Here is an 11,923-nt window from a genome sequence, read left to right on the forward strand (position 1 = left end):
GGCCGGTCACGCTGCGACGCTGGGAAAGCACACTGATCGGGAACAGGAGGCGGAGATGCCCCGCCTGTACCATCTCGTCGCGGGGTTAAGCGCTCTCGGATCGCTCACCCTCGGCATGCATCCCCACCCCAGCGGATCAACCGATCGCGTAACACCTGGAACGGTCCGGGTCGAGGCGCGTTCACATGTGACGATCAACCTGTTCGACGACCGGGGGGTCATCCAGCAGGTGGTTCGCGAGTACGACGCCCCGGTGGGCACCGGGAGCGGCTTCGTGGTGGCGCCCGAGGGGGTGGTCGTCACCGCGACCGGCGTCGTGCAGTCCGGCAAGGATCCGGCCGTGTACGCCGCCAACCGGGCGTTCGCCGAATACTTCAACGTCAAGATCCCCGCCGACTTCTCCCGGCACACGCTGAAGGACGCCGGGCTCAACCGGCGGCTCCAGGCCTGTTACCCGCCGCAGGGGCAGAACTCCACCTGCATCGCCACGGCCACCACCAAGGTCACCGTGTTCCCGTACGCCGACCCGCCCGCGCCGGAGGGCTACCCCGCCGACCTGCTGCACACCGGGGCCTCCGCCGGAGCGCCGGCCGTGCTCAAGCTCACCAAGGGCGGCGAGGACGCCACGCTTCCCACCGTGCCGCTCGGCACGTCGCTGGGCAGCGGCATCGAGTCAGTGGACGTCATCGGGCTGCCCGCCCGGCCGAACGCCAAGGCGCCGCCCAAGGTGGCGACCGCGCACCTGGACCCACCCGGAGGACGGACGTTCAAGGCGTCCGAGCGGGCCAAGCTCGAAGACTTCCTGATCGCCGACGGCCAGGGCGGCGCGGTGATCGACGACGGCAGGAGCGAGGTGATCGGGCTGCTCGCCGGGGGGAACGGGTCGGCGCTGACCCTCACCCCCGTGGACGACATCCGGACGGCGCTGGTCGCGGCGAACCTCACCGCCCGGCGGGGCCCGGTGGACGTGGTCTACGAGACCGCGCTGGCGCCCTACCACAACAAGTTCTTCGGCAACGCGATCCCCGTGCTGGAGCAGGTGCTGAGGCTGCGCCCCGACCACGCCGTGGCCCAGGACCACCTGCGCTTCGCCCGTGCCAACCGCGCCGCCGTCCCCACGCCGTCCCGCACGGGTACCGCCGCCGCCGGCGTCCCGGCCCCCGGCCGCGCCACCCTCTCACCGCTGGCACTCGCGGCGGGCGGCGTGGTGCTCGCCGCCGCCCTGGTCGCCGTGGCCGTCCCGCTGACCGTCCGCCGCCGCCGTCGCCGGGCCATGGCCCCACCGGACCGGTCCCCGCTCGAACCCATCGGCGCCGCCGCCACCTGGCCTCCCCAGGGCGGCCGCACCGTGGAGTTCCCCGCCGTCACCAGCGGCGGCTCCTACCCGCCCCGTTCCCAGGGGGGCAACGCCCCGACCGGCAAACCCTCCGAGTCCGCCCCCGGCGGATCCGGGGCGCCGTTCCCGGGCGGGCCGGGGGCACCGCTCCCGGCCGGGCGTGCGCCGGGCGCGCCACCTGCGTCCGGAGCGGGCGGCCCGGAGGCGGGTGCCGCGGGTGCCGCCCGCGCGGAGGACTCCGGCGCGGGAGCGTCCGCGGCGGGAGGGCCCTCACCGGGAGGGTCTTCGCCAGGAGGGCCCTCGCCGGGAGGCTCTTCATCGAGGCCGCCGGGTACCTGGGTGGCCGGTCCGGGGGCACCTGGCAGCGGAGCGGCGGACGCGCCGCCGTCCGGGGCGGGAGCCTCAGGAGCCTCCGGGGCGGGAAGCTCCGGGCCGGGGGCCTCCGGCGGGCAGGTTCAGTTCTGTACGCAGTGCGGGATGCGGCTCGGTAAGGCGCATCGGTTCTGCGGCTTCTGCGGGCATGCGGTGGAGCGATGAGCGAAGAGGGGTTTCCGATGCCGCCGCTGGTCGGGGCGCAGATCGCCGACTACCAGGTGGAGGCGGTGGTCGGGCGCGGGGGGATGGCCACGGTGTACCGGGCCAGGGACCGGCGGCTCGGCCGCGCGGTGGCGCTGAAGGTGCTGGCGCCGCAGCTGTCGCAGGACCCGCGCTTTCGTGAGCGGTTCGTGCGGGAGTCGCGGCTGGTGGCGGCCGTCGACCACCCCAACATCATCCCGATCTACGAGGCGGGCGAGCGCGACGACCTGCTGTTCATCGCGATGCGGTACGTCGAGGGCGCCGACCTGCGCAAGGTGATCCAGTCCGCGGGGCCGCTGCCAGTGGCCCGCGCGTACCGGCTGTTCACCCAGATCGCCTCGGCGCTGGACGCCGCCCACCAGCAGGGCCTGGTGCACCGGGACGTCAAACCGGCGAACATCCTGGTCACCGAGGGGTCCGACCGCGACCCCGAGCACATCTACCTGACCGACTTCGGGCTGACCAAGAGCACCTTCTCCGAGGCGGGGCTGACCAGCCACGGCCACTTCATGGGCACGCCGCGGTACGTCGCCCCCGAGCAGATCCGCGGCCTGGCCGTGGACGGGCGCAGCGACCTGTACGCGTTCGCCTGCGTGGTGTACGAGACGCTGGCCGGGCAGCCGCCGTTCCAGCGGGAGACCGAGCTGGCGCTGCTGTACGCGCACGTCTCGCACGACCCGCCGCCGCTGACGCCGTACCGGCCCGACCTGCCGCACGCCGTCAACCGGGTCATGGCCCGTGCGCTGGCCAAGACGCCCGCCGAGCGGTTCGGCACCTGCGGGGAGTTCGTCACCGCGCTGCGCGACGCGATCAGCGGCGAGGACGAGGCCCTCAGCCCGCCGGAGGGCCGCCCGGCCTGGAACTCCCCGCAGAACTCCCAAGGGGGCCAGAGGCACCACGAGGCGCAGGGACAGCAGGGACAACAGAGGCAGCAGGAGCCGCACATGGCTCAGGCGTACGGGGGCCAAGGGGCTCAGGCGTACGGGAACCAGGAGGCCTACGGCTCCCAGAGCGGCCCGCGGCAGCAGGGGCACGGCGAGCTCAGGCCCCACGGGCAGCAGGGCGCCGCCGTCCAGCACGAGGGATACAACTCCCCGGCCGGCTACGGCGGCAGGGACGAACGGGGATCGCTGACCCGTCCGGGCTCCGAGCCCGCGCGCAGGAAGCGGCGCCCGCACGTCGCGCTGCTCGTCGGGGGCGGGGCCGTGGTGGTGGCCCTGGCCGTCGCCGCCACGCTCCTGTTCGGGCAGGGGACCTCGCCGCTGGCCACCAAGGACAAGACCTACCCGGGGACGACGGCCGCGCCGTTCACGTTCCAGTACCCGGGCGGGTGGTCGGCCGTCACGCACGCCGACGAGTACGTCGTGGCCTCCCCCGCCGCGGCGCAGTTCGACACGCTGTTCTCGGTGCCCATCGCCTCGGACTGGTCCGCCGTGAACCAGCTGCTGGCCACCACCCCGGACCAGGCGACCGGCGTCTTCGCCCGGGTCAGCGACACGATCACCACCTCGGACTCGCCGGAGGAGCTGAAGCGCAGCCTGAGCTTCGTGCTGCCCGGCCCGGCGGACTTCGCCTCGGCGCCGTCCACCGCCACGGTGGCCGGGCGCCCGGCGTTCAAGCTGACCGGCGTGGTCAACGACCCGGCGCAGCAGGGCCGCCTGGACCTGGTGGTCTACATCGTCAGCCGGGGCCAGGGGCAGCCGGTCGTCCTGATCGCCTTCTTCTGCCCGCCGGCCCGGTGCAGCGCGACCGCGATGGACCACCTGATCGGCACGGTGGCGTTCACCTAGGGTCCCCGCGCCCAGGCGCGGGCCCCGTCCAGCACCGCCGCGTGGACGGCGCGGGCGACGCGGGCGCCCCACACCGACCGGGGCCCGCCGAACGGCTCCGGGGGCCCGTGGACGGGGACGGCCACGCAGACGGCGTCCGAGGCGGTGCCCGTGCAGGCGTACCCGGCTTCGATCAGGGCCTGGGTCTTGGCCTCGGTCACGGTCATCACCGCGTTGACCAGGGCGGCGTCGCTCATCGCCACCGGGACGGCCACGATGATGTTGATCGTCCCGGGGCGCGGCGACGGGGGGCGCAGCTCGGGGTCCGCGGCGCCCTCGGGGGCGGCGGCCCAGGTGGGGACGCGCAGGCCGACCGTGGCGACCGCCTCGGCGCCGTGGTCGGCGGCGCGGGTGTGACGGCCGACCGACGCCGCGGTCAGCATGCCTACGCCGGGGCCGGGCGGCGCCATCTCCCGCAGGTGCTCCACCGGGTCGGTCCGGGAGTACCCGGCGTCCACCTGGGCGTTGAGCACCCACTCGGCGGGACCGATGCCGCCGCCCAGCACGGCGGAGGAGATCATGCGCCACCCGGGCCCGAACCGCCACAGCAGCGAGGCCAGCCGCGCGCCGTCCTCGTGCCGGTGGCTCAGCGACAACATCGGCTCTCCTCGCGTCGGGGGACCCGGAAGCCTACCGGCTCAGCTCACCGGCCCCGGGGAGTGAGCGGGGCGGACGAGGCTGACCTGGGGGCGCCCGTCGGCGCCGGGGGTGACCGCGACCCTGGCGGCGAAGTGCCGGGACAGCAGCGGCTCGGTCAGCACCCGCGCCGCGGGCCCGGACGCGACCGGCCTCCCGCCCGCGAGCAGCAGCATCGAGTCGGCGTACTGCCCGGCCAGGCCGACGTCGTGGATCGTGGTCACCACCGTGAGCCCGTCGGCGAGCCTGAGCCGGTCCACCAGCTCCAGCACGTGCTGCTGGTGGCCGAGGTCGAGCGCGGTGGTGGGCTCGTCCAGCAGCAGCACCGGGGCCTGCTGCACCAGCGCGCGGGCCAGCACCACCCGCTGCCGCTCGCCCCCGGACAGCTGCCCGAGCGGCCGGGCCGCGAGGCCGGCCAGGTCGAGCCGTTCCAGGACCGACCAGGTGACCTCCCGGTCCCGGGGGCCCTCCCTGCCGAGGTAGGCGATGTAGGGGGTGCGGCCGAGCAGGGCGTACTCGTACACCGTCAGGCCCGGCGGGAGCACCGGGGTCTGCGGCGCGTACGCCATCAGCCTGGCGCGGCGGCGCGGCGGCAGGCCGCGCACCGGGGTGCCGTCCACCAGCACCTCGCCGCGCGCCGCCAGCAGGCCGCTCATCGCGCGCAGCAGGGTGGTCTTGCCGGCGCCGTTCGGCCCGATGACGGCGAGCCACTCGCCGGGCGCGACGGTCAGCGCGACCTCCGACAGCACCGGCCGCCCGCCGAGGTCGGCCGACAGGTCCCGCACGACGACGCCGCCGGTCACGTCTCGGCCTGCCGGGTGGCGCGCAGGACGGCGACGAAGAAGGGCGCGCCGATGAACGCGGTGACCACGCCGATGGGCAGCTCGGCGGGGGCGAGCGCGGTGCGGGCCACCAGGTCGGCGAGGACCAGGAACGCCGCCCCCGCCAGCAGGGACAGCGGCAGCACCACGCGGTACGAGCCGCCCGCGAGGCGCCGCACGGCGTGCGGGACGACCACCCCGACGAACCCGATCAGGCCGCCGACCGCGACCGCCGACGCGGTCGCCAGGGACGCGGCGCACAGGATCACCAGCCGGGCCCGGCCGGCGTTCACCCCGAGCCCGGACGCCTCGTCGTCGCCGACGGACAGCACGTCGAGGACGCGGCCGTGCGCGAGCAGCACGACGGCCGACACCACGGCGTACGGCGCGATCAGCCAGACCTGCGACCAGTCGGCGCCGATGCCGCCGAGGATCCAGGAGTAGATCCGCTGCAGCCGGTCGACCTCGACCTGCTGCACGAAGGCCTGCAGCGCGGACAGGAACGACGCCACCGCGATGCCCGCGAGCAGCAGCGTCGCCGTCCCGCCGCCGTCCCGCCCGGCCGTGCGCCCGAGGCCGTACGCCAGCAGCACCCCGCCGACCGCGCCGCCGAACGCCGCCAGGGGCACCAGGGACTCCACCTGGACGATCACGATCACCAGCGTGGCGGTGAACCCGGCCCCCGCCGCCGCCCCCAGCAGGTACGGATCGGCCAGCGGGTTGCGGAACACCCCCTGGTACCCCGCCCCCGCCATGGCGAGCAGCCCGCCGACGACGGCGGCCAGCACCACGCGGGGCAGCCGGAGCTGGAACAGCAGCCCGTACTCGACCGGCGACAGGCCCGAGTCCGCGGACACGAACGGCAGCCGGTCCACCAGCGCCAGCAGCACGCCCCGCACCGGGATCCCCGCGGCCCCGGCGACCAGCCCGGCCACCACGCACGCCGCCAGCCCGGCCGCCGTGACGGCGTACGCGACCGGCCGCACCCACACGGGCCGCGGCGCGGCGGCCTTGGCGGGTGCGGGGGGAGCCGGTCCGGTCACGGGTGCGGCTCCGTGGGCCGGGTTCAGGTGGCGGCCTTCTCGACGGCCGCGCCGACCGTCTCGACCAGGTCGGCGACGCGCGGGCCCCAGCGGGAGGCGATGTCGTCGTCCAGGAGGACCACCTGGTCCTTGGCGATGGCGGACAGGCCGGACCAGCCGGGGCGCTTCGCCAGGGTCTCCTTGGACTGGGCGCAGCACTTGGTGTCCGCCAGGAAGATCAGGTCGGGGTCGGCCTTCACCACGAACTCGCCGGACAGCTTGGGGTAGCCGCCCGCCGGGTCGGGGGCCTCGTCGGCGATGTTGGTCAGCCCGAACAGGCCGTAGATCTGCCCGATGAAGGTGTCCGAGGTCACCGAGTACGGCGTGCTGTCCAGCTCGTGGTAGAAGCTGAGCTTCGCGTCCCGGGGCGCGGCGGTCAGCCGTTCGATGCGCTGCCGCATGCCGGTGACCACCTCGCCCGCCTTGGCGGCGTTCCCCGTGGCGGCGCCGAGGTCGGTGATCTGGTCGTAGCTGTCCGCGAGCTTCGCCGCCGCCGGTTCGAGCAGCACCGGGACGCCGACCTTGGTGAGGGCCGCGACGATGCCGCCGGTGTCGTTGGCCAGCACCACCAGGTCGGGCTTCTCGGCGACGATCGCCTCGGCGTTCGGCTTGAAGCCCGACAGGTCCGTCTTGGGGGCGTCCGCTGGATAGGTCGACTGGTCGTCCACCGCGACCACCTGGGGTCCGGCGCCGATGGCGAACAGCCCTTCCGTCGCGCTCGGGGACAGCGAGACGATGCGCGCCGGCCTGGCGGGCACGGTGACCGCGCCGTTGCCCGCCTGCACGGTCACCGGGAAGCCCGCGGCCGGGGCGGACGCGGACGGCGAGGCGGTGCCGGGGGAGGCGGGGGCGGCGGCGCCGTCGCCCTGGCCGCATCCGGCCAGGGCCAGCGCGCCAAGGGACACGCCCGCCACGGCCGTGCGAAATGGCCTCACGTGGGGCTCCTCTGCTCACCGCGGAACTCGAGGACCCGGCGCGGGCGACGGATCACCCTTTTCCACGAGGGTTGACTGCGTCGGCGTGGCGCACAGGCGACCTGGCTCGGCCCGGAGGCCTCACAGTTGCGGGACAGCGCCGGAGTCGCACCGGACTTCGCTGTGCCCCACGCGTTCCCCGAAACCGTACCAACCCCGGCGGAGGAGGCCCAGGTCAGGTGAGCTGGGCCTCGGCGCTGGTGATGAGCTCCTGCAGGTGGAGGCCGTGCCAGGCGTTCAGCGGGTGGTCGAGCCGGTGCGTGCGGACGGTGGCGGCGAAGTCGGCGACCATCTCGGGGAAGACGTCGTAGCCGAGGTTGCCGCCGTCCAGGGTCTCGGTGCCGTGGCGGCCGAAGACGGCCACGTGGGAGGAGCCGCGGTCCACCTGGGCGGCCATGGAGAGGGACGCCTCGCTCACGGCGCCGGTCTCGTGGTCGAGCAGGAGCCCCACCCAGCCGAGGGGGTGGCCGTGGGCGCGGACGGCGACCACCCGGCCGAGGGCGGCGTCCAGCATGTCGATCATGTGGGGGCCCACGTCGAGGATGGCCCCGCGCTCGCGGCGCCACGGTGACTCGATGGTGTGCAGGGCGCCGGAGACGTTGACGGCGTGGCCGCCGAACGGCTCGATGACGCGGGCCTTGTCGAGGAAGGCGCGGGTGGCGGCCGAGTAGCGGAAGGTGAGGACCATCTGGCTCGGCACGCCGGCCGTGGCGATGGCGGCGGCCAGGCGGCGGGCGGAGTCCAGGTCGGCGGCGAGCGGCTTCTCCAGCAGCAGCGCCTTGCCCGCCTTGGCGGCCTGCACGGCCAGCTCGGCCTGCACCGCGGGCGGCACGCAGAAGGCGACGGCCTCGCAGGCGTCGAACAGCTCCTCGATGCGCTCGTACACGGGGGCGCCGAGCCGGGCGGCCGCTCTCGGCCGGCGCGCCCACACCCCGGCCAGCCGGGTGTGCGGCCCCCGGGCCAGCGTGGGGGCGTGCACCGCCTGCGCCCACGGTCCCGCTCCGACCAGACCCACAGAAACCGGCTCCACGACGCTCCGTTCCCCGAAATGTCCTTAATATCCGCTTATGTCGTGCCGACAGTAGACCATCACCGCCGTAATGGGCACGTGATGGGCCGTAGCGCCGGCGCCCTCGCGGATACGTGCGGACACGGTAGCGCGACGCTCGCCGTTCATCGGGTTCATACGGTCCATTCGGTCCCGTGGTTCACGCCGTTCACCCGGGAAACGGCCGGTTCTCGGCGATTGCGCTTATGCGGGTTCTGACACAGAGGGGTTGATCGAGGTCAGAGATCGTGATAGGCCATGCATCATGTGGCTTTCGCCGTAAGAGCGGGCTTTGTCTTCTTCGAGACTCTTGCGGCACCCGGTGCGCGAGGGAGCGCTGTTCGCACAGACGCTCTACCGGGTTCAACGAAGTGGGAGATCGATGCCGGTCGTCAGTGGCGTGCCCCGGATCCGGCGCGCCGTTCGCTGCACGCTCACCCGCGCGATGCCGCGCCTGGCCCGCGAACCGGCCGACGGCCTGGCCGCGCTGGCCACCCGGGCGGGCGGAGACGTCGTACGGCTGAGGCTCGGGCCGTTCCGCCCCTACCTGGTCACCCACCCGGACCACGTGCAGCACGTGCTGCGCGGCAACTGGACGAACTACGCGCGCCAGGGCATGTTCTGGCGTCCGCTGAACCGCCTGCTCGGCGACGGCATCCTCGGCGACGGGGACACCTGGGCGTCCAGCCGCAAGATCCTCCAGCAGGTGTTCACCGCCCCGTACGTCAGCTCGCTGGCGGGCGCGATCGCCTCGACGGTCGACGCGCGGGTCGGCGAGCTGGACCGGCACGCGCGCTCCGGGCGCGCCGTGGACGCCGCCCGTGAGATGGCCGCCATCGTCAACCAGAGCGTGGTGCGGGTGCTGTTCGGGAACGCGATCTCCCGGGCGGACAGCGAGCGCCTGATCACCGCCTATCACGCGGCCGACGCGGCGGTCTCGTTCCGCCTGCTGCTGCCGTTCCTGCCGTACGGGATCCGGATGCCCGGCGACCGCACGTTCCTCGCCGCCGTGCGCACCGTGGACGACGTGGTGCTGCCGGTGATCCGCGCCAGGGTCGCGGCGCCGGACGCCGGCGGGGACGACGTGGTGTCGGCGCTGTGCCGGGCGCACGCGCCGGACGGCGGGCCCGTGGACGAGCGGCGGGTGCGCGACGACCTGGTCAGCGTCTACGCGGCGGCCTCGGAGACCACGGCGACCACCCTGACCTGGCTGTGGCCGGTGCTGGACGCACACCCGGAGGTCGCGGCGGCCCTGTGCGCCGAGGTCGACCGGGTGGTCGGCGCGGGGCCCGCGCGGCCCGAGCACGTCCCCGAACTGCGCTACACCATGATGGTGCTGCGCGAGGTGATGCGCCTGTACCCGGCGGGGTGGCTGTTCCCCCGCATGGCCGTGGGCGACGACGTCGTCGGGGGCACCAGGATCCGTGCCGGGTCGATGGTGCTGATCAGCCCGTACGCCACGCACCGGCTGGAGGAGTTCTGGGACCGGCCGCTGGAGTTCGACCCCGAGCGGTTCGCGCCCGAGCGGGCCGATCGGCGCCACCGGTACAGCTACTTCCCGTTCGGCGGCGGGGCCCACCAGTGCCTCGGGCAGCACCTGTTCACCATGGACGCGCCCCTCATCGTCGCGGCGCTGCTCAGCAGGTACCGGCCGGTGCTGCTCGGTGCGGGCCCCTACACCCCGGCGCCGACGGCGCTGCTGCGGCCGGCCCGCAAGGTGCGGCTGCGGCTGCGCCTCGCACCGGCCGGGGCGGCCTGATGACGGAACGCGCGGTGACCTCCGCGGTGGAGGCCGGTGCCGTGTGCGCGGTGGCCGGACGGTGCCAGCGGGACCTTCAGGGGTGGATGGCGGCCTATCCCGGCCTGTTCTCCGCCGCGCCGTTCGACGCCGGGCTGGCCGGGACGCTCGGCATGGCGATGGCGTTCAGCGGTCCCTGGTTCACCGCCGAGCAGCTGCGGATGGCCTGCAAGGTGTCGCTGTGGGCGTTCGCCCTGGACTGGCTGGTGGACTACGTGGCCACCTCCGCCGACGACGTGGACCACGTCGTCGGCCGCTGCCTGGCCGTCTCCGGCGGCGCGGAACCCCCCGGGGACGACGAGCTGAGCCGGTTCCTCGCCGACATCCGCGACGAGCTGGCGGCGGCCCCGTCCTACTCGTGGCTCGGCCCGGTGTGGCAGGAGGAACTGCGCGCCATGCTGGAGGCGATGAGCCGCGAGCGCGCCTGGCGCGACGCCGGTGTCGCGCCGTCGTTCTACGAGTACCTCGGCAACGCCGACAACCTGGGCTTCACCTTCGCGTTCACCGCCCACCTGCTGCACACCGGCGAGCCCGCGGACGACGGGGACCTGACCCGGATCCGGGATGCGGCCCAGGAGGTCCAGCGCGTGATCCGCCTCCTTAACGACCTGGGCACCTATGAGCGCGACGTCGAATGGGACGACCTCAACGTCCTGTTACTGGGCGTCCCCCGCGACGAGGTCGAACGCCGCATCACCGCCCTGGCCTCCCACGCCCGCGACCTGATCGCCCTGCTCCGCCCCGACCTTCCCCGCGTCGCCGACTACCTGGAGCGCCAGATGGACTTCTGCGCCGGCTTCTACAAACTGAGCGACTACTGGGGAAGCCTGTGACGGGCCCCGACACCCCGGACCCGGAGCTATCCGTGGACTCCGGCCGCACGACCCCCGAAACGGACTCCAGCCGCACGACCCCCGGGACGGACCCCGGCCGCACGATCCCCGGGACGGACCCCCGCCGCACGTTCCCCGGGACAGGTTCCGGCCGCATCACCTCCGGGACGGACCCCGGCCGCATCACCTCCGGGACGGACCCCGGCCGCACGACCCGCGGAACCGGCGGGGGGAACGTCGTCCCTGGAATGGGCACGGGGGTCGCGGACGCTGGGGTGGGCTCCGGCCGTGCGGCTCCTGGGGTGGGTGTCGCGGACGTGGCGGCGCGGGCGCGGGAGGTGGTGCGCGGGCTGCTGGCGCGGCCGTGTGGCGAGGTGTCGCCTTCGGTGTACGAGACCGGGCGCCTGGTGGCGCTGGCGCCCTGGCTGACCGGGCACTGCGAGCGGGTGGCGTATCTCACCGAGACTCAGGGGCCGGACGGCACCTGGGGGCCGCACGAGCGGTACGCCCTGGTTCCCACTCTGAGCGCCACCGACGCGCTGCTGGCCGAGCTCGGCTGCCCGCGGCGGGCCCCCTCGCTCGCCGACTCGTCGCGCCCGGCGGGCGCCCGTGCCGAGGTGGTGGCGGGCACCGTCCGGCGGGCACTGCGGGCCCTGTGGCGCCTCGGCGACAAGCCGGAGCGCCTCGGCGGCCCGGCCCTGCCGGACACCCCGGCGATCGAGCTGATCGTCCCCGCCCTGGTCGCCTCGATCAACCGGCGCCTGCGGGAGCTGGGGCCGCCCGGCGTCGCCCCCCTCCCCCTCCCCGACGGCGTCGACGGCGCACGACTGGCCGCCGTACGCGTCCGCCTGGCGTCCGGCAAGCCGGTCCCCCAAAAGCTCCTGCACGCCCTGGAGGTCGCCGGCGACGCCGCCACCCGCGCCCCCGGCGTCCACCCCACCCCCTCCGGCGTCATAGGCGCCTCCCCCGCCGCCACCCCTGGGCCAAAAC

The 11,923-nt window shown here is 74.7% G+C and carries 9 protein-coding genes, 1 pseudogene and 1 riboswitch; of the genes and pseudogenes, 5 read left to right on the forward strand and 5 right to left on the reverse strand.

Features of this window, described 5'->3' with window-relative positions:
• The first annotated feature begins 187 nt into the window (after positions 1–187).
• Both ACFP1K_RS27945 and ACFP1K_RS27950 read left to right on the forward strand, forming a co-directional pair.
• A complete protein-coding gene (locus ACFP1K_RS27945; protein WP_380758711.1) occupies positions 188–1,873 on the forward strand; it encodes a hypothetical protein in 1,686 nt (561 codons plus the stop codon).
• Complete coding sequence (locus ACFP1K_RS27950) at positions 1,870–3,702, forward strand: serine/threonine-protein kinase (protein WP_380758713.1); 1,833 nt, start codon at positions 1,870–1,872, stop codon at positions 3,700–3,702. The genes ACFP1K_RS27945 and ACFP1K_RS27950 overlap by 4 nt, the downstream gene beginning before the upstream one ends.
• On the opposite strand, the gene ACFP1K_RS27955 is transcribed toward ACFP1K_RS27950, so the two are convergent.
• From ACFP1K_RS27955 to ACFP1K_RS27975, 5 genes are all read right to left on the reverse strand, one after another.
• Positions 3,699–4,340 carry an adenosylcobinamide amidohydrolase gene (locus ACFP1K_RS27955; protein WP_380758715.1) on the reverse strand — a complete coding sequence of 214 codons (642 nt, stop codon included), beginning with the start codon at positions 4,338–4,340 and terminating at the stop codon, positions 3,699–3,701. The genes ACFP1K_RS27950 and ACFP1K_RS27955 overlap by 4 nt on opposite strands.
• Before the next feature lie 39 nt (positions 4,341–4,379).
• Complete coding sequence (locus ACFP1K_RS27960; protein ID WP_380758717.1) at positions 4,380–5,180, reverse strand: ABC transporter ATP-binding protein; 801 nt, start codon at positions 5,178–5,180, stop codon at positions 4,380–4,382.
• Positions 5,177–6,241, reverse strand: a complete 1,065-nt coding sequence (locus ACFP1K_RS27965) for a FecCD family ABC transporter permease (RefSeq protein WP_380758719.1) — start codon at positions 6,239–6,241, stop codon at positions 5,177–5,179. The genes ACFP1K_RS27960 and ACFP1K_RS27965 overlap by 4 nt, the downstream gene beginning before the upstream one ends.
• A gap of 23 nt (positions 6,242–6,264) precedes the next feature.
• Positions 6,265–7,215, reverse strand: coding sequence for an ABC transporter substrate-binding protein (locus ACFP1K_RS27970; RefSeq protein WP_380758721.1), 951 nt, complete (start codon positions 7,213–7,215; stop codon positions 6,265–6,267).
• 47 nt (positions 7,216–7,262) lie between these two features.
• Positions 7,263–7,401, reverse strand: a riboswitch (adenosylcobalamin (AdoCbl) riboswitch).
• Positions 7,402–7,429: 28 nt separating this feature from the next.
• The gene (locus tag ACFP1K_RS27975) at positions 7,430–8,269 is read right to left on the reverse strand and encodes a Gfo/Idh/MocA family protein (RefSeq protein ID WP_380758723.1); all 840 of its coding nucleotides are present in this window, start codon (positions 8,267–8,269) and stop codon (positions 7,430–7,432) included.
• Positions 8,270–8,684: 415 nt separating this feature from the next.
• On the opposite strand from ACFP1K_RS27975, the gene ACFP1K_RS27980 reads away from it, so the two are divergent.
• The 3 genes and pseudogenes from ACFP1K_RS27980 to ACFP1K_RS27990 form a co-directional block, all read left to right on the forward strand.
• Positions 8,685–10,061, forward strand: a complete 1,377-nt coding sequence (locus tag ACFP1K_RS27980; RefSeq protein ID WP_380758725.1) for a cytochrome P450 — start codon at positions 8,685–8,687, stop codon at positions 10,059–10,061.
• Positions 10,061–10,933: a terpene synthase family protein gene (locus ACFP1K_RS27985; RefSeq protein WP_380758727.1), complete on the forward strand. Its 873-nt coding sequence runs from the start codon at positions 10,061–10,063 to the stop codon at positions 10,931–10,933. Before ACFP1K_RS27980 ends, ACFP1K_RS27985 begins: the two co-directional genes overlap by 1 nt.
• A pseudogene (locus tag ACFP1K_RS27990) lies at positions 10,930–11,923 on the forward strand (hypothetical protein); the annotation flags it as partial. The gene ACFP1K_RS27985 and the pseudogene ACFP1K_RS27990, both read left to right, overlap by 4 nt.

Source organism: Sphaerisporangium aureirubrum (assembly GCF_042658925.1).
GTDB lineage: Bacteria > Actinomycetota > Actinomycetes > Streptosporangiales > Streptosporangiaceae > Sphaerisporangium > Sphaerisporangium aureirubrum.